General features: G+C 70.6%; 24 protein-coding genes, 2 pseudogenes and 1 riboswitch. Of the genes and pseudogenes, 17 read left to right on the forward strand and 9 right to left on the reverse strand.

Annotation, left to right across the window (positions count from 1 at the left end; genetic code table 11):
* Positions 1 to 3: 3 nt before the first annotated feature.
* The 5 genes and pseudogenes from ACIBI9_RS32600 to ACIBI9_RS32620 all read left to right on the forward strand — a co-directional run bounded on the left by ACIBI9_RS32600 (position 4) and on the right by ACIBI9_RS32620 (position 3,857).
* On the forward strand, positions 4 to 2,085 hold the full coding sequence (locus tag ACIBI9_RS32600; protein ID WP_397227558.1) for a beta-galactosidase: 2,082 nt from the start codon (positions 4 to 6) through the stop codon (positions 2,083 to 2,085).
* On the forward strand, positions 2,082 to 3,248 hold the full coding sequence (gene dgoD, locus ACIBI9_RS32605) for a galactonate dehydratase (protein WP_397227560.1): 1,167 nt from the start codon (positions 2,082 to 2,084) through the stop codon (positions 3,246 to 3,248). Before ACIBI9_RS32600 ends, dgoD (ACIBI9_RS32605) begins: the two co-directional genes overlap by 4 nt.
* A gap of 6 nt (positions 3,249 to 3,254) precedes the next feature.
* Positions 3,255 to 3,533: an SDR family NAD(P)-dependent oxidoreductase gene (locus ACIBI9_RS32610; RefSeq protein ID WP_397227562.1), complete on the forward strand. Its 279-nt coding sequence runs from the start codon at positions 3,255 to 3,257 to the stop codon at positions 3,531 to 3,533.
* Positions 3,530 to 3,613 (forward strand): annotated as a pseudogene (locus tag ACIBI9_RS32615) (hypothetical protein); the annotation flags it as partial. The gene ACIBI9_RS32610 and the pseudogene ACIBI9_RS32615, both read left to right, overlap by 4 nt.
* A gap of 10 nt (positions 3,614 to 3,623) precedes the next feature.
* Positions 3,624 to 3,857 (forward strand): SDR family oxidoreductase, encoded by a 234-nt coding sequence (locus tag ACIBI9_RS32620; protein WP_397227564.1) that lies wholly within the window; start codon positions 3,624 to 3,626, stop codon positions 3,855 to 3,857.
* Between the two features lie 2 nt (positions 3,858 to 3,859).
* On the opposite strand, the gene ACIBI9_RS32625 is transcribed toward ACIBI9_RS32620, so the two are convergent.
* Positions 3,860 to 4,753 (reverse strand): helix-turn-helix domain-containing protein, encoded by an 894-nt coding sequence (locus ACIBI9_RS32625; RefSeq protein WP_397227566.1) that lies wholly within the window; start codon positions 4,751 to 4,753, stop codon positions 3,860 to 3,862.
* Between the two features lie 82 nt (positions 4,754 to 4,835).
* Here ACIBI9_RS32625 and ACIBI9_RS32630 point away from each other — a divergent pair, with 82 nt between their 5' ends.
* From ACIBI9_RS32630 to dgoD (ACIBI9_RS32660), 7 genes are all read left to right on the forward strand, one after another.
* Positions 4,836 to 7,184 carry a beta-galactosidase gene (locus tag ACIBI9_RS32630; protein ID WP_397227568.1) on the forward strand — a complete coding sequence of 783 codons (2,349 nt, stop codon included), beginning with the start codon at positions 4,836 to 4,838 and terminating at the stop codon, positions 7,182 to 7,184.
* Positions 7,185 to 7,309: 125 nt separating this feature from the next.
* A complete protein-coding gene (locus tag ACIBI9_RS32635; protein ID WP_397227570.1) occupies positions 7,310 to 8,644 on the forward strand; it encodes an ABC transporter substrate-binding protein in 1,335 nt (444 codons plus the stop codon).
* The gene (locus ACIBI9_RS32640; RefSeq protein ID WP_397227572.1) at positions 8,641 to 9,573 is read left to right on the forward strand and encodes a carbohydrate ABC transporter permease; all 933 of its coding nucleotides are present in this window, start codon (positions 8,641 to 8,643) and stop codon (positions 9,571 to 9,573) included. Before ACIBI9_RS32635 ends, ACIBI9_RS32640 begins: the two co-directional genes overlap by 4 nt.
* The gene (locus tag ACIBI9_RS32645) at positions 9,570 to 10,400 is read left to right on the forward strand and encodes a carbohydrate ABC transporter permease (protein WP_397227574.1); all 831 of its coding nucleotides are present in this window, start codon (positions 9,570 to 9,572) and stop codon (positions 10,398 to 10,400) included. Before ACIBI9_RS32640 ends, ACIBI9_RS32645 begins: the two co-directional genes overlap by 4 nt.
* A gap of 9 nt (positions 10,401 to 10,409) precedes the next feature.
* Complete coding sequence (locus tag ACIBI9_RS32650) at positions 10,410 to 11,651, forward strand: cellulase-like family protein (protein WP_397227576.1); 1,242 nt, start codon at positions 10,410 to 10,412, stop codon at positions 11,649 to 11,651.
* Positions 11,648 to 12,391, forward strand: coding sequence for an SDR family NAD(P)-dependent oxidoreductase (locus ACIBI9_RS32655; RefSeq protein ID WP_397227578.1), 744 nt, complete (start codon positions 11,648 to 11,650; stop codon positions 12,389 to 12,391). Before ACIBI9_RS32650 ends, ACIBI9_RS32655 begins: the two co-directional genes overlap by 4 nt.
* Positions 12,392 to 12,402: 11 nt before the next feature.
* A complete protein-coding gene (gene dgoD / locus ACIBI9_RS32660) occupies positions 12,403 to 13,548 on the forward strand; it encodes a galactonate dehydratase (protein ID WP_397227580.1) in 1,146 nt (381 codons plus the stop codon).
* A gap of 9 nt (positions 13,549 to 13,557) precedes the next feature.
* Here dgoD (ACIBI9_RS32660) and ACIBI9_RS32665 read toward each other — a convergent pair.
* Both ACIBI9_RS32665 and ACIBI9_RS32670 read right to left on the reverse strand, forming a co-directional pair.
* Positions 13,558 to 14,069, reverse strand: a pseudogene (locus ACIBI9_RS32665) (MBL fold metallo-hydrolase).
* Between the two features lie 244 nt (positions 14,070 to 14,313).
* Positions 14,314 to 14,910, reverse strand: coding sequence for a TetR/AcrR family transcriptional regulator (locus tag ACIBI9_RS32670; protein ID WP_397227582.1), 597 nt, complete (start codon positions 14,908 to 14,910; stop codon positions 14,314 to 14,316).
* Positions 14,911 to 15,050: 140 nt separating this feature from the next.
* Between ACIBI9_RS32670 and ACIBI9_RS32675 the strand changes: the two genes are divergently transcribed.
* Both ACIBI9_RS32675 and ACIBI9_RS32680 read left to right on the forward strand, forming a co-directional pair.
* Positions 15,051 to 15,434, forward strand: coding sequence for a hypothetical protein (locus ACIBI9_RS32675; protein WP_397227584.1), 384 nt, complete (start codon positions 15,051 to 15,053; stop codon positions 15,432 to 15,434).
* A gap of 27 nt (positions 15,435 to 15,461) precedes the next feature.
* The gene (locus ACIBI9_RS32680; protein ID WP_397227586.1) at positions 15,462 to 16,487 is read left to right on the forward strand and encodes a patatin family protein; all 1,026 of its coding nucleotides are present in this window, start codon (positions 15,462 to 15,464) and stop codon (positions 16,485 to 16,487) included.
* Between the two features lie 76 nt (positions 16,488 to 16,563).
* Here the strand turns inward: ACIBI9_RS32680 and ACIBI9_RS32685 are convergent, their stop codons facing one another.
* Positions 16,564 to 17,517, reverse strand: coding sequence for a YihY/virulence factor BrkB family protein (locus ACIBI9_RS32685; protein ID WP_397227588.1), 954 nt, complete (start codon positions 17,515 to 17,517; stop codon positions 16,564 to 16,566).
* A gap of 139 nt (positions 17,518 to 17,656) precedes the next feature.
* On the opposite strand from ACIBI9_RS32685, the gene ACIBI9_RS32690 reads away from it, so the two are divergent.
* Positions 17,657 to 18,328, forward strand: coding sequence for a DUF6766 family protein (locus ACIBI9_RS32690; protein ID WP_397227590.1), 672 nt, complete (start codon positions 17,657 to 17,659; stop codon positions 18,326 to 18,328).
* Positions 18,329 to 18,349: 21 nt separating this feature from the next.
* Here the strand turns inward: ACIBI9_RS32690 and ACIBI9_RS32695 are convergent, their stop codons facing one another.
* Complete coding sequence (locus ACIBI9_RS32695; protein ID WP_397227592.1) at positions 18,350 to 18,568, reverse strand: hypothetical protein; 219 nt, start codon at positions 18,566 to 18,568, stop codon at positions 18,350 to 18,352.
* Between the two features lie 158 nt (positions 18,569 to 18,726).
* Here ACIBI9_RS32695 and ACIBI9_RS32700 point away from each other — a divergent pair, with 158 nt between their 5' ends.
* Positions 18,727 to 19,227: a MarR family winged helix-turn-helix transcriptional regulator gene (locus ACIBI9_RS32700; protein ID WP_397227594.1), complete on the forward strand. Its 501-nt coding sequence runs from the start codon at positions 18,727 to 18,729 to the stop codon at positions 19,225 to 19,227.
* A 65-nt stretch (positions 19,228 to 19,292) separates the two neighbouring features.
* Here the strand turns inward: ACIBI9_RS32700 and ACIBI9_RS32705 are convergent, their stop codons facing one another.
* From ACIBI9_RS32705 to ACIBI9_RS32720, 4 genes are all read right to left on the reverse strand, one after another.
* Positions 19,293 to 20,027: a DUF4142 domain-containing protein gene (locus tag ACIBI9_RS32705; protein ID WP_397227596.1), complete on the reverse strand. Its 735-nt coding sequence runs from the start codon at positions 20,025 to 20,027 to the stop codon at positions 19,293 to 19,295.
* A gap of 303 nt (positions 20,028 to 20,330) precedes the next feature.
* Positions 20,331 to 21,095, reverse strand: coding sequence for a glycoside hydrolase family 25 protein (locus ACIBI9_RS32710; RefSeq protein ID WP_397227598.1), 765 nt, complete (start codon positions 21,093 to 21,095; stop codon positions 20,331 to 20,333).
* Between the two features lie 12 nt (positions 21,096 to 21,107).
* Positions 21,108 to 21,251, reverse strand: a riboswitch (cyclic di-AMP (ydaO/yuaA leader).
* An 841-nt stretch (positions 21,252 to 22,092) separates the two neighbouring features.
* Positions 22,093 to 23,484, reverse strand: coding sequence for a rhodanese-like domain-containing protein (locus ACIBI9_RS32715; RefSeq protein WP_397227600.1), 1,392 nt, complete (start codon positions 23,482 to 23,484; stop codon positions 22,093 to 22,095).
* Between the two features lie 82 nt (positions 23,485 to 23,566).
* On the reverse strand, positions 23,567 to 23,830 hold the full coding sequence (locus tag ACIBI9_RS32720; protein WP_397227930.1) for a metal-sensitive transcriptional regulator: 264 nt from the start codon (positions 23,828 to 23,830) through the stop codon (positions 23,567 to 23,569).
* Between the two features lie 189 nt (positions 23,831 to 24,019).
* On the opposite strand from ACIBI9_RS32720, the gene ACIBI9_RS32725 reads away from it, so the two are divergent.
* Positions 24,020 to 24,706 carry a TIGR00266 family protein gene (locus ACIBI9_RS32725; RefSeq protein ID WP_397227602.1) on the forward strand — a complete coding sequence of 229 codons (687 nt, stop codon included), beginning with the start codon at positions 24,020 to 24,022 and terminating at the stop codon, positions 24,704 to 24,706.
* The last annotated feature ends 216 nt before the right edge of the window (positions 24,707 to 24,922 follow it).

Below are 24,922 nucleotides of genomic sequence, written 5' to 3' on the forward strand. Positions count from 1 at the left end.
CACGTGCTGTTCGGTGCCAGCTACTACCACGAGTACCAGCCGGTGGAACGCCTGGAGAAAGACCTCGACCTCATGGTCGCCGCCGGGTTCACCGTGATCCGGGTGGGTGAGTCGACCTGGGCGTCGTACGAACCCCGGGACGGGGAGATCGGTTTCGCCGCGCTGAGCCGGGTGGTCGACGAGGCGCATCAGCGCGGCCTCAAGGTGATCGTCGGCACCCCGACGTACGCCATCCCTCCGTGGCTGGCGCGCCAGCATCCGGAGGTGATGGCGCAGCCGCACCCGGGCCGGCCGTTGCCGTACGGGGCCCGCCAGAACGTCGACTTCACGCACCCCGCGTTCCTGTTCCACGCCGAGCGGATCCTGCGCCGGATGGGGGAGGAGTTCGGCCGCCACCCAGGGGTGATCGGCTTTCAGGTGGACAACGAGATCGGCGTGCACCAGATCGCCAATCCACATGTCGTCCAGCGGTTCCGGGAGCACGTGACGGAGGCCCTCGGCGGCGTCGACGGGGTCAACGAGAAGTGGGGGCTGACGTACTGGAGCCACCGGATCTCGCAGCCGGCCGACATCTGGCCACCCGACGGCAACACCAACCCCGGCTACGCCCTCGCGTGGGACCGTTTCCAGGCCGCGCTCACCGTCGAGTTCCTCGCCTGGCAGCAGGCTCTGCTGCGCGAGTACGTCGGCGCGGACCGGTTCGTGACGCACGACCTCATCGGCGGCGACGGCGGCCGCAACACCGACCTGCGCGCCACGGCGCAGCAGATGGACGTCACCGCGGTGAACATCTACCTGCCGCTCCAGGGCGCCCTGCGACTGCCCGAACCTCCTGCGGAAGAGATGGCGGGCCTCGGGCCGGACTGGTCACGTGACTACGGCGCCTGGGTCGCCTCGTGGAAGGCCGACCTCGCCTACAGCATGCGTGGTCCGACGGGGTCGCGGTTCCTCGTCACCGAGGCCCAGGCGACGTCGATCGGCGGGTCCGCGACGAACATCCCGCCGTTCCCCGGCCAGCTGCGGCTGCTCGCCCACGCCTTCGCCGCCCACGCCTTCGCCGCCCGCGGCGCGGACCTGCTCGCGTACTGGCACTGGCACACGCTGCACTACGGCTTCGAGACCTACTGGGGCGGCGTGCTCGGGCACGATCTGGAGCCGGGCCGCGTCTACGCCGAGGTCGCCGCGCTCGGCGAGGAGCTGAAGCGGCTGGCCCCGGAGCTGAAGGACGCCACGCCGGACGCCGACGTCGCGATCCTGTACTCGCGCGACAGCCTCAAGGCGATGGAATTCATGCCCGCACTCGTGAAGCCGGGCACCTCGGAGCCGGACCCTGAGAGCTATCACCGGATCGTCACCCGGTTCTACCGGAGCGCGGCCGACGACTGCGTGCAGGTGCGGTTCGTCCATGCGGACTCGGACTGGAGCCACCAGCGGGTGCTCGTGGTCCCGGCCCTGTACATCGCCGACGACACCCTCCTGGAGCGGTTGATCGAGCACGCCCGCGACGGCGCTCACGTCCTGCTCACCTTCCGCAGCGGCTACGCCGACGAACACGCGCGAGTACGGTGGCAGCGGCAACCAGGGGTTCTCCGCGCCGCCGTCGGAGCGTCCTATCAGGAGTACTCGACCGTACCGTCACCGGTTCCCCTCAGAGCGCGGCCGGTGGCGGGCGTGCCCGAGCTGGCGCTGCCGGAGAGCGCGACCGCGACCGGATGGGCCGACGGGCTCCAGCCGGAAGGCGCGGACGTCCTGTGCGAGTACGAGGACCCGTTCCTCGGCCGGTTCGCCGCGGTGACCACCCAGGCGTACGGCCGTGGCCGGGTGACCTGGGTCGGCACTCTCCTGGACCGGCCCAGCACGACCGCTCTGGTGCGGTGGGCCCTGGCCGAGCGGGGACAGCAACCGGCGGCGGACAGCTGGTCGCCCCGCCCGCCGTCGGTACGCGTGAGCAGCGCCACCCGGCCCGACGGCAGCCGGCTGTGGTTCGTCGCCAACCACAGCTGGGAGCCGGCAGCCGTCGAGAACGGCGGCACCCTGCAACTGGGCCCGTGGGAGAGCCGGGTCATCGTGAAGGAGACGGCATGACGCGGATCGTCGGCGTCGACACGGTCGTGGTCAACGCGCGGCTGCGCAACTGGGTGTTCGTCCGGGTCACCACCGACCAGCCCGGCCTGATCGGCTGGGGTGAGTCCACGCTCGAGTGGAAGACCCGGGCCGTCGTCGGAGCGGTCGACGACCTCGCCCCGCTGCTGCACGGCCAGGATCCACACCGCGTCGAGCACCTGTGGCAGCTGATGCACCGCGGGCACTTCTTCCGGGGCGGCGCCGTGACGATGAGCGCGATCGCCGGGATCGACCAGGCGCTCTGGGACATCAAGGCGAAGGAACTCGGCGTGCCCTGCTGGCAGCTGTTCGGCGGCGCGGTCCGGAGCAGGCTGCGGATGTACGACCACCTCGGCGGCGGCGATTCCGCGGTCGTCTACGGGCCGGCCGAGGCCGGCCGATTCGCCGAGGCGGCGCAGAAGAGCGTGGCCGACGGCTTCACGGCGGTGAAGATCCTCGCGGTCCCGATGGGCGGCGCCCTCCCGGCCGCGGCCGACCTGCGGGCCGCGGCCGCGGCGATGGGCGCCGTACGCGCCGAGGTCGGAGCCGATGTGGACATCATGGTCGACCTGCACGGCAGGACCACGGCGGCCGGAGCGCTGGCGTACGGGCACGCGCTGGCGGAGTACCGGCCGTACTTCTTCGAGGAGCCCTGCCAGCCGGGCAACCCCGGCACCATGGCCGACCTCGCCCGCAGGCTGCCCTTCCCGGTGGCGACCGGCGAACGGCTGATCGGCCTCCAGGAGTTCCGCGAGCACCTGGCCGCCGGGGCCTGCGCGGTGCTCCAGCCCGACGTGTGCCACGTCGGCGGTCCGACCGCGCTGCGGAAGATAGCCGCGCTGGCGGAGACCTGGCAGGTCCCGCTCGCGCCGCACAACCCGCTGGGTCCCGTGGCCACGATGGTCAACCAGCATGTCGGGTTCAGCACACCGAACTTCCTGATCCAGGAGGTGATGCGCGCCGACGTGCCCTGGCGCGACGACGTGGCCCACGGCACCTTGCCCATCACCCATGGTCACGTCGAGCTGCCCGAGCGACCGGGCTGGGGCATCGACATCGACGAGGCGCAGGCGCGGCGGCACCCGTACGTGCCCGAACCGGCACTCGACCTGATCCGGCCCGATGGCTCACTCACCGACTGGTAGGCAGGCATGACGCAACGGCTGACAGGTGAGGTCGTCCTGGTGACCGGGGCCGCCGGCGGCATCGGCTCCGCGGTCGCCACCGTGGCCGCGCGCGAGGGCGCGGTGGTCGCCGGGGTGGACCTCGTCGAGCCGGAGGTGACCGGCTGCGCGGCGTTCGTACGGGCGGACGTCAGCAGGGAGGAGGACGTCACCCGGGCGGTGGCCGAGCTCGCCGACCGGCTCGGACCGCCCACGGTGCTGGTGAACAACGCCGGGGTGAACGCGCACTCCGACCGGTCACCATGACGGTCGGAGACTGGGATCACGTGTTCGACGTCGACCTGCGCAGCGCCTGGTTGATGTCGCGTGCGGTGCTGCCCGCCATGATCGGCGCCGGTGCCGGGTCGATCGTCAACGTCGCGTCGATCCACACCGGGCAGACGGCCAAGGGCAACCTCCACGGACCCCGCGGCGGAGGAGACCGCCCTGCTGGACCGGCATCCGCTGGGCCGGATCGGCTCACCGGAGGAGATGGCGGAGGTCATCTGCTTCCTCGCCGCACCGGCGGCCTCCTTCGTGACCGGCGCGGAGTGGCGCGTCGACGGCGGGCTCAGCGCGCGGTTCCCGTAACCTCATCGCGCGCGGTCACGGTACGCGGTGGGCGCGAGCCCGTGGACGCTCGCGAACTTGCGGGAGAAGTACAGCGCGTCGTCGTATCCGGCCTCGCGGGCGATGGCCCTGACCGTGAGGTTGGAGTGGTCCAGCAGTTCTCGTGCGCGCGCCATGCGGAGCTGCGTCTGGTACTTCAGCGGAGAGACCCCGAGCTGTTCCCGGAAGAGGGCGCCGAGCTGGGACGTGCTCAGGCCGACCATCGCCGCCAATGAGTCTGTGGAGGTGCGCTGGGGCGTGGTCGCGCGCAGGTGTTCGACGGCACGCTCGACCGGGCTGAGCGAGGTTCCGAGGGGACGGCGGCCGGTGGCGACGACCTGGGCGAGCGCGTTCCATGCCGCGCCGGAGGCCCGTACGAGGCCCCCTGTGGTCCCCGCGTCGAGGCCGTCGATCACCTGTGAGATGAGACTGGCGACGGGCGCGGGATCCCGAAGATGCGTGACGATCCCACCGGCCGCCGCCCGCGCCGCGTTGACGAGGTCGGCGGCGTCGGAGCCCACGGCGTGGAACCACCACAGGGTCCAGGGGTCGGTGTCGGAAGCCCCGTACTCATGGGCCATCCCGGCGGGCAGGAGGACCGCGTCGCCCCGCCGAACGGCGAAACGTCCATCGTCGGTCTCGACCCATCCCGAACCGTCCGTGCAGACCAGGAGGATGTGCTGCCCGGCGCCGCCGGGCCGGGCCGCTCCATGCCGCGCGGCGTGGAGAAAGATCCCGGTATCGGTGACGAGGAGCCGGTTGGTCACGGGCCGGCCGAGCGCCTTGCGCACCGTGGGCCGGGGGACGACCAGCATCCGTCCGCCGGCGAACCCCTCGGGCAGCGAGCTGTCCTTCGCCCTGCCCGTCGTTTCATCCATATAGGGCAGTGAAACGCCTATCGGCCCGCCGGGTCAACCGGCCGTACGATCACCCACGGCCCGCCCCTCTCGAAGGAGAACAATGAACAACAAGGCCCGCATGTTGCGTGTCTCCCGACAGTCCCCGCCCCGCCGGGGACACCTCCCGCTGGGAGACGACACGAGGACGTCGGACCGGATCGAGGTCACGAGCCGGTGGCTCGAACGTGGCGGCAAGCCCTGGTTCCCGGTGACCGGGGAGATCCACTACTCCCGCATCCCGCGCGAGCGGTGGAACGAGGTCCTCGGACACGCGCGCGCCGGCGGCCTGGACACGGTGGCCACGTACGTGCTCTGGCAGGCGCACGAGCCCGAGCCCGGCCGGTTCCGGTGGGACGGCGACCTCGACCTGCGCGCGTTCATCGAGCTCGCCGCACGGCACGGCCTGGACGTGATCGTCCGGATGGGCCCGTGGGCACACGGCGAGGCGCGCCGCGGCGGATTCCCGGACTGGCTCGTCGAGCGCGGACTCAAGACCCGCACCAACGATCCGGTCTACCTCGAGCTGGCCCGGGCGCTCTACGCCCAGACGATCAGCCAGTTGGCCGGCCTCACCCACGCCGAGGGCGGGCCCGTGGTGGGCGCCCAGATGGACAACGAGCTGTACGACCAGCCGCAGCACCTCGCCATGCTCAGACGCATCGCCGAGGACCTGGGACTGCGGGTGCCCCTGTGGACCGCGACGGGCTGGGGCGGCGCTCTGGTGCCCGAGACGCTGCTCCCGCTCTACAGCGCCTACTCCGACGGATTCTGGGAGGACTCGCAGACGGAGTGGCCCCGGTTCGCCGCCCATCACTTCCGCTACGGCGAGGTCCGCGACGATCTGTCCGTCGGGGCGGACCTGCGCGAGGCGCTCGACGGCATCGTGCTCGACCCCACCGCGGTCCCGCTCAAGGACGACGACGCGACCCCCTTCGCCACGTGCGAGATCGGCGGCGGCATGCACGTCGCCTACCACCGGCGCCCGCTGGTCACGGCTCAGGACGTCGCCGCGCTCGCCCTGGCCAAGATCGGGAGCGGGTCGATCTGGCAGGGCTACTACATGTACGCCGGCGGCACCCAGCGGGTCGGGGCGCACGGCACCGAGCAGGAGTCCCACGCCACGGGTTACCCCAACGACGTGCCGAGCCTGAGCTACGACTTCTACGCCCCGATCGGGGAGCACGGCCAGATCCGCCCGCACCACCACCTGCTGCGCCGCCTGCACCTCTGGCTGGCCGGAGAAGGCGCCCGGCTCGCGCCGATGAGCGTCACCGTCGGCGGCGGCAGCGACGACCCGGGCGAACTGCGATGGGCCGTCCGTTCGGACGGAGAAAGCGGCTACCTCTTCCTGACCACGTACCAGCCGCCCAAGCGGCCGCTCGACGCGCAGAAGGACGTCCAGGTCACGGTGTCGTTCGAGGACGCCGACGTCACCGTTCCGACCAGGCCGGTCGACCTTCCGACCGGGGTGTCCCTGGTGTGGCCGCTTCGCTATCGGCTCGCCCCGGGGCTCGTCCTGCGCAGCGCCACCGCGCAGCTCGTCACCCGCGTCACCGATGAGGACGGCGACCTGGTCGTCCTGTGCGCGACCGACGGCGTCCCGGTGGAGCTCGTCCTCGAAGGCGACGTGGCGGTCGGCGGGGGCCGGTCCGTCGGCGACACGACGGTGGTGGACGTCGCCCAGCCCGGGACGGAGCGCGTCGTCGACCTGCCCGGCGTTCGTGTCCTCGTCCTCGACGAGGCGAGCGCGAACCGCCTGTACCGGCTTGAGGTCGCCGGTCGCGAGCGGCTCGTGCTGTCCGACGCGCCGGTGTACGCCCTCGACGGCGCCCTGGTGCTCCACCCGGAGGCCGAGCGGTGCACCGTGGCCTTGCTGCCCGCGCTCGCCGGGCTGGCGGCCGAAGGCGGCGAGGTCGACGGCCCCCGGACGGAACAGCTGTGGCAGACCTGGTCGGTGAGCGTTCCCGGCGCAGGGACCCGAACGGTCGCCGCCGGCCTGCACCCGCACGCCCCCGCGCCCCCCGACCCGGTGCGCGGCGGCCCGATGGACCGGCTCAGCGCGCCGACCGACTACTCCGGCGCGGCGCGCGTGCACCTGGACGTGCCGCGTGACGCGCTCGACGGCGTCGACCGCGTGCTGTTGCGGGTGAGCTGGACCGGTGACGTCGGCCGCGCGTTCGTGGGCGACCGGCTCGTCAGCGACCACTTCTGGTACGGGCGCGCCTGGGACGTCGACCTCACGCCCTGGCGTGACGAGGTCGCCGAGCACGGGGTGCGGCTCGAACTGCTGCCGTGGCGCCGCGACACCGGCGTGTGGGTCGACCCGGCCGTACGGAACGTTCCCGACGGCATCGCCGTCGCCTCCGCGGAGGTGGTGCGGGTGGGCCGAGTCACCCTGCGCCCAGCATGATCATGTTTCGAAAAATCGTATCAATGTAAAAAATAGTAGTACTGATTATTGACACTGGCCCCGCCGCCGAGCATGCTGCTCGACACGCCCCCTGAGGCGAATCCCCCATCCTGAAGGAGTTCCAGATGACCGACGTATCGCGTCGCGTGTTCCTACGTCGGAGCGGAGCGGTCGGTGGCGGCCTGCTGGCGGCGGGCGTGCTCGCCGCCTGCGGCGGTGAGAGCAACGGCGGCGGCTCGGCGCCCGTGTCGTCGGGCAAGGTCGAGCTCAACGTGTGGACGCACGACCCGGGCTACGTGAAGACCTTCACCGAGCAGGCCAAGCGCCTCACGGACGCCCCGGGCGGCCGTTACGACTACACGATGAAGTTCACCAACGCCGACAGCGAGGCGCTGGTGACCCGCATGATCTCGACCGGTGCGGCGGGCCGGGGGACGCCCGACATGATCGGCATCGTGATCAGCGTCTTCCCGCGCGTCATGTCCGGCGGCATCGGCAAGCAGCTCTTCGCCCCGCTGGACGACCTGGTCACGCCGGTCAAGGACGACCTGCTGCGCACCGCCCCCTACTCGATCGACGGCACCCTGTACGCCCTGGAGTCCGACACCTGCCTCAGCGTCCTGTACTACCGGGAGGACGAGTGGAAGAAGAACAAGATCCCCGCCGACATCGCCACCTGGGAGGAGCTCGCCGAGGTCGGGGCGAAGCTGCACGAGAAGACCGGCCAGTCGCTCGGCATGGTCTCCACCGGCGACAACACCTCCATCACCAACCAGTTCCTCCAGCTCCTGCTCCAGCGGGGCGGCGGTTACTACGACGAGGGCGGCAACCTCGTCCTCGACTCGCCCGAGGCCGTCGAGGTGCTGGAGTTCATGGCCAAGGGCGTGCAGAGCGGTTTCCTGATCGCGCTGCCCGACCCGTACGGCGCCCCGAACACCGCGGCGCTGAAGAACGGCAAGCTCATCGCGACCGTCATGCCCAACTGGTACAACGTCTACGGCCTCCAGGCGAACGTGCCCGAGCAGAAGGGCAAGTGGAAGATCCGCAACCTGCCGAAGTTCGCGGGCGGCGGCCACATCGCCTCGGCCATGGGCGGCACCGGCTTCGCCGTCCTCAAGGACAAGCCGGGCACCGCCGCCGCGCTCGAGCTGCTGAAGCAGACCTACCTCACCCCCGAGGGCCAGCTCCTCCGCTTCCAGATGGGCGGCTTCCTGCCCACCCTCAAGTCGCTCTACAAGGACCAGAAACTGCTGAGCACGGAGGACGCCTACCTCGGCCAGCGGGTGTTCGACGTCTACACCCCCGCCGCCGCCGACAGCCCGACGTTCTACCAGAACGAGAAGCTCAACACGCTGATCGAGGCGCTGGGCGGCCCGATGCTGGAGACCCTGCAGGGCAAGAAGCCCGCCGCCCAGACGATCAAGGAGGCGGCGGCCGCGTACAAGAAGAACGGCGGATGAGCGTGACCGAGGTCCGTGTCACCCGGAGGCGGATGACGACGCCGCCGCTCACCGCCCGCCTCCGGGGACCCGGCGCCGCACCCTACGTCTTCGTCCTGCCGTTCTACGTCCTGTACGGCCTGTTCCTGGTCGTGCCGATCGGGATCGGCGGCTACCTCAGCCTCACCGAGTGGGCGGGCCTCGGCACGCCCGAGTGGGTCGGGCTGGCCAACTACGAGCGGCTGCTGTCGGACAGCAGCTTCCGGACCGCCGTGGGCAACACGGTGATCTACGTGGCGTTCTCGGTGGGCGTGGTCGTCCCGGCCGCGCTGCTGGTCGCCCAGGCGCTCAACACCCGAGGGCTGAAGGGCCGGGACTTCTTCCGGCTGACGTTCTTCATGCCGGTGGTGCTGTCACCGATCATCATCGCGCTGGTCTTCACCCTCCTCTACGACCGCGAGTACGGCCTGCTCAACGCTGCCCTGCGCGGGTTCTTCGGCTGGGGCGGCATCGACTGGCTGGGCGAGCCGAGCTGGGCCAAGGTCAGCGTGATGCTGCTGGTCCTGTGGCGCTGGACCGGCTACCTGACGATCTTCTTCCTGGCCGGGCTGAAGAACATCCCGCGCGACTTCTACGAGGCCGCCGAGATCGACGGCGCCGGACGGGTGCGCACCTTCTTCAGCGTCACCGTGCCGATGCTCAAGCCGGTCACCGCGTTCGTCGCGGTGACGGTGCTGGTCGGCACGGCGCAGATCCTGGAGGAACCCATGCTGCTCACCAAGGGCGGCCCCGGCGAGGCGACGCTGTCGGTGGCGATGTTCATCTACCGCGAGGCGTTCACCCGACAGCAGCTCGGCTACGCCGCGGCGGCCGGGGTGGTCATGTTCCTGCTCGTCTTCGTGCTCGGGCGGGCCGCCAACGCGGTGTACGGCGTGGGGAGGGACCGATGAAGGCCACCCCGCGGTCCCGGCGCGGCCTGATCTACGTGTTCCTGGCCATGCTGGTGGTGCTGTTCGCGGTGCCGCTGCTGTGGGCGCTGACCTCGTCGTTCAAGCCGCGCGGCGACATCTTCGCCTATCCGCCGCAGCCGCTGCCGATCCCGTTCACCTGGGAGAACTACACCCGGCTGCTGGAGACCCAGCCGTTCTGGGGCTGGTTCCTGACCAGCACCGTCGTCGCGGTGGTCTCCACGGCGGTGTCGGTGTTCGTCTGCGCGCTGGCCGGGTTCGCCTTCGCCAAATACCGCTTCCCGGGCAAGAAGTTCCTGTTCAACGTGATGTTCAGCTCACTGGCGGTGCCGTTCGCGGTGATCGTGGTGCCGCTGTTCATCATGCTGATCAAGGCCGGGGTCACCGATGTCTACTTCACCCTGATCGTGCCCTGGCTGGCTCCGGCGTTCGGCATCTTCATGATGCGGCAGTACGTCGAGCAGTCGGTGCCCGACTCGATCCTGGAGTCCGCCCGGCTCGACGGGGCCTCGGAGTTCGGCCTGTTCCTGCGGATCGTGCTCCCGCTGCTGCGCCCGGCGCTCGGCGCGCTGGCCGTCTGGAGCTTCCTGAACAGCTACAACAGCTTCTTCTGGCCGCTCATCGTGGTCTCCGACCCGGCCCAGTACACCCTGCCCCTCGGCATCCAGGCGCTCTACGGCGCCGAGAGCCGCCAGGTCGACATGGTGCTCGCCGGATCGGTCCTGGCGGCCATCCCGAGCCTGATCATGTTCCTGCTGCTGCGCAAGCAGCTGCTCGACGGACTGACGGCGGGGGCCGTCAAGTCCTAGGAGATCCCTGTGACCCCTTCCCGCCTGACCATCACCCTCTGGGACTTCACCTGGTACACGCGCACCGGGCCCGGTGAGCCGTTCGCCGACCTGGACAGGGCCTTCGCCGACGCCGTGGCGCGCGGGTACAACACGGTGCGCGTCTGCGCGATGCCGTACCTGCTGTTCGGCTCCGGCCTGGACACCACGGCGCTGACCTTCAGCCCCTTCGGCGGCTACGGCGGGCGCACCCGCTGGTACGACGTCCGCGAGCGCACCACCCTCGACGGGCGCCGGCACCTGCTGGCCCTGTTCGAGGCGGCCCGGCGGCACGACTGCCACGTGATCGTCTCCAGCTGGGAGTTCCAGCAGAGCTCGGTCTTCCTGGACGATCCGTCCTGGTACGAGGCGCTGCGTGCCGTACCGCCGGCCGACCGGGCATTGGCGCTGGCCACGGCGCTGGCCGACCTGGCGGACTTCCTCGACGCGCACGGCCTGGCCGACCGGATCGCCTTCGTCGAGCTGCACAACGAGATCCAGTCGACCTGGCTCAACGAGGTGGTCGAGCCGGGTCAGCCGAAGGTGCTCGGGCTGCGGCCCTACCTGGAGGCGGCGATCGACGCCTTCAAGGCCCGCCGCCCCGAGCCGGTCACCGCCAACTACGCCCGGGTGCCGGTCGGTGAGATGCGCGGCCTGCCGCGCAACGCCGACGTCGGGGTGTTCCACCCCTATGTCTACGGCGTGCTGGACGAGCTGATCGACACCTTCGCCCTGCGGGACGCCGCGCGGCCGTTCCCGCAGGAGCGGGCCTACCGTGAGCTGCTGCGGCCGGACGCCCCGCCGCTGGAGGAGTGGGGCCCCGACCAGGAGTGGCGGCGCGCGGCGACGGTGGTGCCCGCCCGGGAGGTCTACGTCCATGACTGGTGCGACCCGGTCCGGTTCGACCAGTGGCTGTACGACCGCTACTCGGCCTACCGCTACGGCATGTCCGAACGGCTGCGCATCTGGATCGACGCCGCCGCCGACTGGGCCGCCCACGCGGAGGTGCCGCTCGTGCTCGGCGAGGGCTGGATCGGGTACACCCCTCTCCACGGGACCTTCGAGGAGGGGCCGGTCGGCCGCGCGGTCTGCCTGGAGGCCGTCGGCCACGCGGCCAGGGTCGGCGCATGGGGTACGGTCGTGTGCTCCAACGCCGCACCCCACCACCCGATGTGGCAGGACCGCGCCCTCCAGGAAGAGGCCAACGCACTGTTCACGGGAGCCGCACGATGATCCGTTTCGCAGGGAAGGTCGCCCTGGTCACCGGCGCCGCGTCGGGCATCGGCGCGGCCACCGCCCGGCTGCTGGCCGAGCGGGGCGCCTCCGTCGTCGTCATGGACGTGGCCGACGACGAAGGGTCGAAGGTCGCCGCCGAGATCGGCGGCCACTACCTGCACGGCGACGTCGCCTCCGCGGCCGCCTGGGCCGCCGCCCGGGACCTCGTCACCGACCGGTACGGCCGCCTGGACGTCCTGCACGTCAACGGTCCCGGCCGGGTCGTGCCGTCGGTCCCCGTCCACGAGCTGCCCGAGGACGACTGGGACCGGCAGATCGCGGTCTCACTCAAGGCCGCCTACCTGGCCGCCCACGTCTTCTGCCCCCTCCTGGTCGAGACCCGGGGCGCGATCGTCATCACCTCCTCCGTGCACGCCCGGACCGGCATCCCCGGCTGCGGCCCCTACGCCGCGGCCAAGGGCGGCCTGCAGTCGCTGGCCGGCCAGCTCGCCGTCGAGTACGCCCCGGACGTGCGGGTCAACGTCGTCGTCCCCGGGCCGATCATGACCGCGGCCTGGGACGGCATCGGCGAGCAGGGCCGTGCCGCCACGATCGCCGAGACCCCCGCGGGCCGGTTCGGCCGCCCCGAAGAGGTGGCCGCCGCGGTCGCCTTCCTCGCCTCAGCCGAGGCCTCCTTCATCACCGGCGCCTGCCTCAACGTGGACGGCGGCTGGAGCATCTCCACCACCTCCTCCTAGAACGGACCCCCATGAAGATCGTGTCCATGGACACCTTCCTCGTCCCGCCGCGCTGGTTGTTCCTGCGCGTCCGTACCGACGAAGGCATCACGGGCTGGGGCGAGCCGGTCGTCGAAGGCCGCGCCGAGACCGTCCGCGCCGCCGTCGCGGAGATCGGCGAGTACCTCGTCGGCGAGGACCCCTTGCGTATCGAGGACCACTGGCAGGTCCTGACCAAGGGCGGCTTCTACCGGGGCGGCCCGGTGCTGTCCAGCGCGGTCGCCGGCATCGACCAGGCCCTCTGGGACATCGCCGGCAAGGCCGCCGGGCTGCCCGTGCACGCCCTGCTCGGCGGCCCGGTGCGCGACCGGGTCCGCATGTACGCGTGGATCGGCGGCGACCGCCCGGCCGACCTCGCCGCACTGGCCCGAGCCCAGATCGAGGCGGGCTTCACCGCCGTCAAGATGAACGGCTCGGCCGAGCTGGCCCCCATCGACACCCCGGCCCGCACCCGCGAGGTCGTCGAACGGGTGGCGGCGGTCCGCGAGGCCGTCGGCGAGGAGAACGACGTCGTCATCGACTTCCACGGGCGCATGTCGACGGCGATGGCGCGGCGGGTGCTGCCGCTCATCGAGCCGCTCCTCCCGCTGTTCGTCGAGGAGGCGGTGCTGCCCGAGCACACCCCCAACCTGGCCGCCCTGGCCCGGTCGACCTCGATCCCGCTGGCCACCGGCGAGCGCCTCTACTCCCGCTGGGACTTCCGCGAGGTGCTGCGCGACGGCATCGCGGTGGCCCAGCCGGACGTCAGCCACGCCGGCGGCATCTCGGAGGTGCGCCGCATCGCCGCCATGGCCGAGGCGTACGACGTGACGATGGCCCCGCACTGCCCGCTCGGCCCGATCGCGCTGGCGGCGAGCCTGCAACTGGCGTTCGCGATCCCGAACTTCCTGATCCAGGAGCAGAGCGTGGGCATCCACTACAACCAGGGCAACGACGTGCTGGACTACCTGGTCGACCGCACCCCCTTCCAGTTCGTCGACGGTTTCGCCGAGCGCACCGCCGTACCGGGACTCGGTATCGAGGTCGACGCGGCGGCCGTGGAGCGCGCGGCCGAGCGCGGGCACCGCTGGCGCAACCCGGTCTGGCGGCACCCGGACGGCTCCTTCGCCGAATGGTGACGGGGTTTCTCAGGCGGGCAGGGCCGTCGCGACCGCGGTGAGGGCCGTGCGGGCGTCGGGGAGGGGCTCGCCGTGACCGACGCAGGCCAGCTGCGCCTCTACCTCCGCGAGCCTGCGGAAGGAGCGGAGCAGCTCTGCGCGGTCCAGATTGAACACCCCGGGCATGACCTGCCCGTTGACGTGCGCGACCGTGTCGCCGGTGAAGAGCACCCCGGAGCGCGGCAGGTGGATCGCGATGCTGCCGTCGGTGTGGCCGGGGGTGTGGATCACCTCGGCGCCGCCGCCGAAATCGATCGTGTCGCCGTCCTCCAGCTCGCGGTCCACGCGGGCGCGGCGGGCAGCAGGTGGGCCCCGAGGCCGCGGTGCAGGACGCGCTCCTCGTCGGTGAAGCGGGGCGGAGGAGCGGGCTTGTCGCCGCGGATCACCGGCGCCTCCAGCCGGTGGGCCAGCACGGTGACGTCTCCCCACCCGCTCATCTCGGCGGCCCCGCCGCAGTGGTCCTCATGGAAATGGGAGAGCACGACGCGCTTGACGTCACTCTTGCGGTGGCCCAGCTGACCGATCGCGGCCGCGATGTCCGTGCCGGGGGTGGCGATGCCGTGTCGACCAGCGTGAGCGCGCCCGCGTCGTTCCAAAGGTACGCCTGGCCGAACTCCAGCAGGATCAGGTGCAGCTCTGGACGGATTTCCACGATCTACCCTGGGGTGTGGGTGCCCGAGATCGACCTGACCCCTTTGGGCTCCTCCGGCTGACGCCGGCCCGTCGTCAGGTGTACGTGTTCAGGTGGTTGCGGATGGCGGTTCTGGCTCGCTCGTAGGCGTTCGGGTCGTCGTGCAGCAAGGAGACGACGTTGGCGTTCTCCATGAAGGCGATCAGCTCGAAGGCGAGCTGGTCGGCGTCCGTGTCGTCGGCGAGCTCGCCGAGCTGGCGGGCATCGTCGACGGTACGCGCCACGAAGCGGGTCCAGTCGAGGCCGGCCGCGGCGACGGCATCGCGTACCCGGCCGGGGCGGGCGTCGAACTCCGCGGTGACGGCGAAGAAGAAGCAGCCGCCGGGGAAGACCCGCCGCTGTGAGTAGCTCAGCCAGCTCTCGCACAGCCGCCGCAGCCTCCCCAAGCCTGGTGGCACGGCCAACGCGGGCTGGATGACCTCGTCGACGTACACGCTCGTCGCGGTGCGGATCGTGGCGAGCTGCAGCTCTTCCTTGGAGCCGAAGTAGCCGAACAGGCCGCTCTTGCTCACGCCGAGCTCCGTGGCCAGCCGGCCGATCGACAGCCCTTCCAGCCCGTCCTGCGAAGCGATGTCCGCCGCCCGGCGCAGGATCACGTTTCGTGCCCGCTCGTCCCGCGGCCGTCCCGCCATCTTCACCCCTCCACGTACGAACGTTCGGACCAGGATAGCGGCTTGACGTCGTCTTCGATACGTCTCTATTCTCGGCACGAACGTTCGTACAAAGAAAGGTTGTCGCCCGCCATGAACCTTGTGAACCCTGGACCGGCGTCATGCTGAGATCCCGCTGGACCCCTGGACCCGCGGTCGGCACCACCGGCTCGGTGCTGATCAGCGTCACCGACTTCCGGATCGACCGCCTGCGCGACCTGCCCGGCGTCTACCAGGCCGGGCTCACCCTGCGCCGCGCGTGGCCCGACCTGCCCGGCGCGGTCGGCATGTGGCTGTGGACCGAGCCGCTGCGGGGCAGGTGCGGCTCGGTGTCGATCTGGCAGGATGAGCAGGCCCTGCGCAAGTTCGTCGCCTGGCCGGACCACGTCGCCATCGTGCGGCGCTACCGCGGGCGGGGACGGCTCAGGTCCACCACGTGGACTACCACCCAGCCCGACCCCGGCATCTGGGCCCAGGCCCACTCGTACCTCGCCGGCGAACCGTGACCGGCCACACAACACGAAGAAGGACATATGCCACGCGAGACCGGCGAACACGAAGTGCTGCGCGTCATAGCCGAACGGGTCCGCAGCGGTAGCCGTCCCGGCGCTCGCCAGGACGGCCACCGGGTGGCACTGGCCATCGAGGGCGGCGGCATGCGTGGCACGGTCTCCGCCGGCATGGCCTTGGCCCTGCACGAGGCCGGAGTGGCGCACGCCTTCGACGCGGTCTACGGAGCGTCGGCCGGGGCCATCACGGGCGCCTGGCTGCTGAGCGGGACTCCCGAGCAACTGACCGGCTGGGCCGAACCCGTCTACGCGAGAGCGATGATCCGCCCGTCCAACCTCCTGCGCGGCCGTCCGATGGTCGATGTGCGGAACCTGGTCGAGCACCTGTACTGCGAAGTGACCCGGATGGACTTCGAGGCCGTCCTGACCAACCCCATCGAGTACCATCCGCTGGCCACCGACGTGCAGACCGGGCGGTCCACCGATCTGCGCCCGCATCTGACCGGTCCCGCCGAACTGCGGCTGGCCCTGCGGGCCAGCGCCGCGCTGCCGTTCCTCGCCGGTCCGCCGGTCGAACTGGCCGGGCGGCTCTTCTACGACGCGGGGCTCGCCGAGTCCATCCCCTACCGCACCGCCCTGGCGCAGGGGGCCGGCCACGTCCTCGTACTGCGGTCCCGTCCAGCACCTTCACCCGCGATCGGGACGCCGGCCGCGCGACCGTCGTACGGGGCGCGCCTGATCGCCGCGACCGTGCTGCGGGACTATCCGGAGGCACTGCACCGAAGTTTCTACGCGCGCGACCACCGCTTGCTGCACGACGACGAGCTGCTCGCCCAGTACGACCGACCCGTGCCCCCGACGGCCGGCGCACCCGCCGACGGCCAGGACCGGCCCGATGCGGCGGTGCTTTCCGTGCGGCCCGCATCCGACGCCCCGCAGGTCGGTCGCCTCACCCGCAACGGCAAGCCCCTCAAGGCCGCGCTCGAAGCCGGCCGCGCGGCCGTCAACCGGCTGCTGCAACCGCTCGGCCGGCCGACCGCCGCACCATAGACGCGACGGCTACCGAGGCGCCCCGGCAGCCGTCCGCCGCGCCGGGGCCGCGCGCGTCCCGCCACGCGGCCCCACGTCACCGATGTCCCTCCGGGTCGGAACCGCCGGTGTCGCGCGGCTCCGCGTACGGTTCCCGTTCGGGTGGCTGACCGGCCTCGATGGCGCGGCCGCGGGCGAGTTCGGCGTCGAACTCCACGCCGAGCAGGACGGCCACGTTGGTGATCCACAACCAGATCAGGAAGACGACGACGCCGGCCAGCGCCGCGTAGGTCTTGCTGTAGGAGCCGAAGTTGGTCACGTAGAAGCCGAAGGCGGCGGAGGCGACGATCCACACCGTGACCGCCAGGATGCTGCCCGGAGTGATCCAGCGGAATCCGGGCTGTACGACGTTGGGGGCGGCCCAGTACAGCAGCGCCAGCACCAGCATCACGATGATCACCAGGGCCGGCCACTTGGCGATGCTCCACACGGTCAGCGCGCTCTGGCCGATCCCGAGCAGCCTGCCCGCCTGGCCGGCGAGCTCTCCGGTGAGCGTCACCACGACCGCGCCGGCGGCCATCAAGATCACTAGTACGGTGGTGATGGCGAGGCGCAGGGGGAGGATCTTCCAGATCGGCCGGCCTTCCGGCATTTCGTACATCACATTGGCGGCACGCATGAACGCCCCCACATAACCGGACGCCGACCATAAGGCGACGGCGACACCGATGACGGTGGCGATGCTCGCGGCACGCGGGCTGCTCTGCAGGGCCTGGAGTACGTGGTCGATGACCTCCCGTGCGGGGCCGGGCGCCATGGCTCCCAGGTTGTCGGCGAGCGGCCGGGTCGCCGACCGGCCGAACACGCCCAGCAGGGAAACCGCCGCGAGCAGCGCCGGGAAGATGGACAGGACCGCGTAGTAGGTGAGGGCGGCAGCCCAGTCGGTGAGCTTGTCGTCCCGGAACTCCCTGGCCGTGCGCTTGAGGACTCCCCACCACGAGCGCTTGCTCAGCTCGGCCGGACTCTCCGGCGCCGCATCGTGGCGTTTCATCGGACTGCCTTCCCGGGGCTGCGCATCATGGGACCGCGTTTCGCTACCCCGCCCTTCCGGGGCTATTCAAAATCGGGCTTCGAACCGCTCGCATGCAGAGTTGACCTTGGGGTAGCGGGGGCCTCATGAGGATTTTGCTGTGAGATGGCTCAAGGAGAACTCGCTGGCGCTGGCGTTCCTGATCCTCTTCGTGCTCGCGATCGCCGGACAGGCCGTGGCGGGGATGCTCGACTACAACGACCAGGAGCTGGCCCAGGGCGGCGAGCCGGTCTCGATCCTGCAGTACGTGACCTCATCGACGTTCGCGGTCGACGTGGCGGAGAACTGGCAGTCGGAGTACCTGCAGTTCTTCCTGTTCATCGTGCTCACCGTCTGGCTGGTGCAGAAGGGATCGCCCGAGTCGAAGACGCCGGATCAGGCGGGGCCGGAATCGGATGAGGAGCAGCAGGTCGGGCGGTATGCCCATGACAGCTCCCCGGCATGGGCCAGGACCGGAGGGCTGCGGTCGCGGTTGTACGGCAACTCGCTGGCGCTGGTGATGGGGACGATCTTCGTGCTGTCGTGGCTGGCGCAGTCGGTGGCGGGACTGGCCGCGTACAACAGCGAGCGGCTGGCCGACCTGCGTGATCCCGTCGGATGGGGTTCGTACGTCACCTCGCCGGAGTTCTGGAACCGAAGCCTGCAGAACTGGCAGTCGGAGCTCCTGGCCGTGCTGTCGATGGTGGTGCTGGCGATCTACCTACGGCAGCGTGGCTCGCCCGAGTCCAAGCCGGTCGGGACGCCCCACACGGCCACGGGCGTCGAGAACTGACCGCCCTTGCCTCGGCGCCAGTCAATCAGCCGTCGTCGGGGACAGCAGCGGGAAGCCGCCCAGGATCTGCCGCAGGTGCATCACCTGCCGGGGGAAGAACTCCGCGATCGTCAAGGCGACGACGTCGGCGGGCCGAGCCCCCGTACCGGCGGCTCGGGGCGGCGGCGGGCCGAGCCCGCGACCTCCTCGCGCCGCACACTCGGCAACCTTACGAGCGCCGCCGCCGTCGCGGAAAGCCACGCCCACCTCCTCCGGCCGCAGGCGGGCGCGGCCATTCGACGTCGGCTTCGGTCTGGCGGCCCGGCGGTCGATTTGCGAGCTGAGGGTGCTGCAGTCCTCTCGGGGCGCCTCTGTGATCTCGTGCCCGTGACCCGCCCCGCGCATGTACAACAGTGCCTATGAAGGAAGACGATGACCTCCAGGCGCAGGGAGAGGACCTTTCGGCTGTCGTCACGGCGGTGTTGACCGGGTCGCGGCTGTTGGTGGCGGTCGCCGTGAGGTCATTGGGGGCGGTCGGGGACAGGGTCACGTTGCCGCAGTTCAGGATGCTGGTGGTGCTGGCCGGTCACGGTGAGACCAAGCTGGTCACGATGGCGGAGCTGCTGGGCGTCAACTCCTCGACGGCGATGCGGATGGCCGATCGGCTGGTGGCCGCCGGGTTGATCGTACGGGAGGTCAATCCGCACAACCGGCGCGAGAGCCTGATGCGGCTGACGGATGAGGGACGCCGCATCGTGGACGAGGTGACCGCGCGCCGCAGGGAGGAGATCGGCGCGATCGTGGCGCGGATGTCGGCCAGGCAGCGCCGGGCGCTGATCTCGGCGATGAACGCCTTCAACGAGGCGGGCGGCGAGCCACCCGTGAACGTGCCGCACCCGCTGGGCTGGTCCGCTGTCTGAACCGCGACCGCTATGGCGATCCCCTCCCGTATCAGCGTGTGATCAGCCGTTCGGGCCCCCGGCCGTCAGGTGGACGGTGTGGGGAAGCTCTCGGGTGTGGTCAGGCCGGTGCTCTCCAGGAGGCGCTGGTGGTTGAGCACCGCGGCGTTGGCCTGTTCGGAGAAACGGCGGACCAGGGTGTTCTGCGTGGTGCCGCGTACCGTCCCGATCAGGGTGAAGATCTGTCCGTGCGCCAGGCGTAGCCATTTGACGTACGTGGTGTCATAGGCGGATCCGGACCTGCCGGAAATATCGGCCATCCAGTCCTGTTGCTGATCTGTGGGCTTCACCGGCAGTTTGACCTTCAGCTTGGCGGCCAGGTCGCGAACTTGCCGGTCGAGCACGTGGTGCTGAGCCGCGATCTCCTTGCTGATCTGGCGGACGCGGGCGCTGTCGGCCCGCTGTATCGCGTCCTGCGCCATGGGCATCTCCCACAGGCTGGCGAGCCGGACCTTCTTGATGAGCTCCTGGTCGGCCTCCGACAGCGGTCCCCATTTGGTCTGCCGGGTGCCGGTCTCCGGCTCGTCCTCCACTGCTTGGACGGTGGGCGCGTCGGCCGGCTCGGTGTCGGTGGCGGTTGGCCCGGTGTCGGTGTCGGTGTCGGTGTCGGTGTCCGTGGCGGTGTCGATGACGGTCGGCTCGGTGTTGAGGCCGGCGGTGTCGGCGACGGGCGTCGGCGTGTAGCCGGCGCAGGCGGTCAGAGTGCAGAGGGCGGCAATGCCGCAACTGATGAGAGCGCGACGGCTGTCGAGGAGTCGCATACGCCGTCATCCCCTTCCGGTCCTTCGATGCGGCCTTCGTGAGTGGCGCCGGTCACTGAGGGATACGCGGAAGGGGTGCGGGAGTGTTCATGGCAGTGTGCAAGATTTGCATTGGGCAAGACTGCCGGCTGCTGCTCACGTCGACGACCGGCCGCCATGCCGCTGCCCGAGGCGGATGACGGCGAGTTCGCCGGCGCCATCGAGGCGTCTACCGCGTGCTCCTCCGGGCCAGGAGGAGCACGTTGTGCGAGAGTCGTTCACCCGGGAGGAGTTGATCGCAGTGACGGCTCTCGCCTTGCTTGCTCAGGCAGTGCGGCGGCCCAGGTCGCGCAACTGGTCGGCGGTCAGCGCGGAGACGTTCTGGTCGACAGGGGACTCGGAGTACTGGTGGATGGTCCAGGACTTCCAGTCGGCGGGCGGGGTGATCGCGCCCTTGGCCCTGCTGTAGTGGGCGACCCACAGCGGGTACTGGGCCAGGCCCTTGCCGTACTTGTTGGCGAAGTTCCAGCCGCTGTAGAACATCGGGGTGATTCCCGTCTTGGCCTTCACGTACGACAGCCACGTCTTGGCCCAGGCGTTGACCTCGGCGACGGATTTGCCGTCCGTGGTCTCCAGGTCGAGGACCAGCAGGTCGCCGGCCTCGGCGGGCTGCGAGTTCAACACGGACAGGAAGTGCTCGGCCTCCGCGACGGGATTGTTGCGGGGGTGGCCGTAGTGGTACGCCCCGCGCACGATCCCCTTCTTGCCCAGCTCGCGCCAGTGCCTGGCGAATGAGGCATCGCGGAAGTCCGTGCCCTCGGTGGCCTTGATGATGCCGAACTTGGCCGGACTGGCGTTCCAGTCGTACAGGGGCTCGTAATTGGAGATGTCCAGGCCGTAGATGAGAGATTCGGTCCCATGCCGAGGTGCTTCCACCGGGCCCTGCTCGGGCGAGGCGAAAGCCAGGCCGGCGATGGTGGTGGTTCCGGCGAGGATCGCGCCGGCGACGGCGAAGCTGAAGTACCTGGTGAGAAGATCGTGTTGATTCTTGAGGGTACGGGCGATTGTGGCAAGCCGAGGCTTGGGCATGACGGCATTGACTCCTTGCTTCCATACCGCCTACCGGGTTAGCTGACGGGTTCGGGCCTGGAAGTGCCCTACGGGCGCAGCGTGGGCTGGCGTCCGATTCACCCCGAGAAGATGGGTCCCCGGCTCCGCGAGGCGCGGATTCGGCGGCCGAACGCTGTCCCTGAAGAGCTTCTTCGGTCAGCGCACGGTCCGGTCAACGAAGCGGCAACGATGCGACGAAAGGTGGCCACATCTGTGCCGCGACTAGGCAAAAGATAGACATATGCCCATAGATAGTGCAAGTAGTGCAAATGGGATTCGCGGGTGTTGGCGACTGGGTGGCGCTGGAACGCCGTGCCTGTAGGGGTTCTGGGAGTGGGCAAAAAATCGGGGCCGTTGCTTCCGCGCCCTACGATCTCGGCACAGGTGGGGCAGACTATTCGTGCGTTGCCATTGTGACTAAATGTCGTTCTATGGGTAACCGTGACCTTCGACGTTCCCGGCCGACCAGCACCGCCGTGCCTGGCGCCTCGGGGAGGCCGCTCGTCGGGCACGATCAGCACACTGCCGACTGGCTCGAGCGCTTGACCGCACAGGCGCCTGCACGGCGGAGTGCTCGACCGTGCAGGCGCCTGCGCGACAGCTCGGCTGTACATGCGGCCCGGCGTGGCGGCCCGATTCGGCGGCAGGTGCGCCGGCAGGAGCGGCGGTCCGGTCGCGGTCGTGGCCGCGCCGTCGTGGGTGGCCGAGCCTACGGTCGATGGCCCGCGCCGGGGGACGGCGTGCGTGGCGTGACGCGCGTTCGCCGTCCGGGGTGGGTGGTGTGGCGCGAGTTCGCCGTCCGCGTCAAGCGGTTCGCTCGACGCGCTCACGTCCAGTAGGGCCGCAGCTCGTCGAGACGCTTGCGCGGCAGGCGGAAGAGGCACACCCCGGGGCGGTCTCGAACTCGCCCCGGGCGCGGACGGCGGCGCGTCGCCGGATCCCGGCAGGCGGCCCAGCGCCGCCGTGCCGAGGGTGGTCAAGAGGGGTCCTCGTCGGGAGTGGCGATGGACAGGCCGGCGTCGGCGGCCTGGGAGTAGGCGTCGTCGATGTGGACCACCTGGCGGCCGCTGCGGGCCAGCAGGCTCGCGGCCGCCGCGGCCCGGTAGCCGGTGCCGCAGTGCACCCCCACCGTTCCCTCCGGCACCTCGGCCAGGCGCCCCGGCAGCTCGGGCAGCGGGATGTGTACGGCGCCGGCCACGTGCCCGGCCCGCCATTCGTTGCCCATCCGCACGTCCAGGACGGGCGGGCCGCCGGCCGGTCCCTCCGCGCGAGCGGCGGCCAGGTCGGCGAAGCTCGCGGTGGCCAGCCCGGCGATCAGGCCCTGGTCGTGACCGGCCCACTGCTCGACGGTACCGGTCGCGGCTGCGGCCGGGCGGTCTATGCCGATGCGGGCCAGCTCGCGCTGGGCGGCGGCGACCTGCTCGGCCGACTCGCCGAGCAGCGTGAGGGGCGTGCCCCAAGGGGCCAGCCAGCCCAGCCAGGTCGCCATCGGCCCGTCCAGGCCGAAGCTGAGCGTGCCGGCCAGGTGCCGGTCCGCGAACGCCTTGCGTGAGCGCAGGTCCACCACCCATTCGCCCGCCCGCAGGCGGGCCAGCAGCTCCGCGCTGTCGGCCGGCCGTACCGGGGTCAGGTCGATCGGCTCCCCGCCGGCGGCGTTGCGCGCGCCCATATGGGCGTAATAGGCGGGGTAGGCGTCCAGGCCCTCCAGGATGTGGGCGACGAAGTCGTCGGCCTCCATCCGCAGCACCGCGTTGACGTCCTTCTCCCGGCCGATGGTCGAGGCGGACGCGCCGGACTGCGTGGCCGCGCAGAAGCTGCCGAACCCGTGCGTGGGCCAGAGCCGCGCGCCGTCGGGCAGCAGGCCGGACAGCCGCCGAGCGGAGGCGTGCTGGTGGCGGGCCAGAGTCCGGGCGTGCTCGGCGCCCAGCAGGTCGGTACGCCCCGTGCCGCCGAACAACAGTGATCCTCCCGTGAACACCCCTTCCGGCCCGCCCGGACCGGCCAGCACGTAGGACAGGTGGTGGAAGGTGTGTCCCGGCGTGCCCACCACGTCCAGCCACATCCGTTCGGAGGCGGCGATCCGATCGCCGTCGGCGACCGGCACGCGGTCGAAGCCGACCTCCTCGGCCCCGCCCACCAGGTACGCCGCCCCGCTCACCCGGGCCAGCGCCAGCCCGCCGGAGACGTAGTCGTTGTGCAGGTGGGTCTCCACCACGTGGGTGACGCGCACGCCCAGGCGGCCGGCCAGGGCGAGGACGCGGTCGATGTCGCGCTGCGGATCGATCACCACCGCGACGCGCCCGTCGTGGGCCAGGTAACTGCGGTCCCCCAGCGAAGAGGTCTCGATCACCTCGACCTGGATCGTCATGTCCTTGTCTCCTTCCGATAATCAAATACCCCAGGGGGTATCAAGAGAACACGCGGGTGCCCCCACCCGCCCGATCAAGCGGTCACGAAAGCGCGAGGAACAGCTTCTCCAGCCGCTCCGGGCTGATCGGCGGCTCCTCGCCCCGCTCGCGCGCCACCTGGCACTGCTGCAACCCGGTAGAAATGATCTTGAATCCGGCCCGGTCCAACGCCTTCGACACCGCCGCCAGCTGCGTTAACACCTTCTCGCAGTCCTCGGCGTTCTCGATCATCGCGATCACCCCGCCGAGCTGGCCGTGGGCCCGCTTCAGCCGCGTCAGCGCGTCCCTCAGGACAGTCGCATCCATCTCCACCCGAACCACCTCCGCGCCCAATATACCCCGGGGGGTACATGTCCTCGCGAGCGCCCGAGCCGGCCCCAGGTCCCGGGCGCCTCAGGGGTTCGGCGAGATCGGAGCGTTTACGCGTCGTCAACGAATCGTGTACGCCCGTCCACCAGAGTCGCTCCGGACAAGATGATCGGGATGGAGGGGTACATGAAGACCGAGATCCGTCACCCTGGTTCGTTCGCGGTCGCGCGCTGCCATCTGGACGGCGGGGAGACTCTGCGGGTCGAGTCGGGCGCGATGTACGCGACGAGCGCGGGAGTCCAGCTCCGGGCCAAGATGGAAGGCGGCCTGCTGCGTGGTCTGGCGCGTTCGGCGCTGGGCGGGGAGTCGCTGTTCACCACTCGCTACACCGCTCCGGACGGCGGCGGTTGGGTGGACGTGGCGCATCACCTGCCGGGCGATGTCCAGGCCGCCGAGGTACGGAGCGACAGCGCGCTGCTGATGACCAGGGGGTCGTGGATCGCGTCCAGTGACGGCGTGGAGATCGTCACCAAGTGGGGCGGCATGTCCAACCTCATCGGCAGCGAGGGCGGCTTCCTCATCAAGGCGCAGGGCGACGGCGTGGCCGTACTCGGCTGCTACGGCGCGATGGACGTGATCGAGCTGGCCGACGGGCAGCAGGTCGTGGTGGACTCCGGGCACCTGGTCGCCTACGACGAGACGGTCAAGAGCAATCTGCGCCGGGCGGTCGAAGGCAAGACGGTCCAATCGCTCAAGTCGGGCGAAGGGCTGGTCTTCGAGTTCACCGGGCCGGGCAGGATCATGACGCAGACCAGGAACCCTGGGGCCTTGATCCTCCACCTGACGGAAGTGCTCCCCTTCGAGCGCGCCTGATCTCCATGCAGCGCGCCGGGACAGCTTTCTGATCCATGGGACGGTTTGCCGGGGGGTGTCCGCACCGTGCGATTCGGGCCTGCCCGCCGCTGCGGCGAGCCGATCTGGCGCCGCCCCGCCCGGCGGTCGCGTCAGAAGCCCGTGGAGAGGCGTGGCCGGCGGAAACCGTGGGTTTCTCGGCCGCCGACGATGGGATCGACGGCCGGGGCGATGCGG

It is taken from the genome of Nonomuraea sp. NPDC050451 (genome assembly GCF_044458585.1).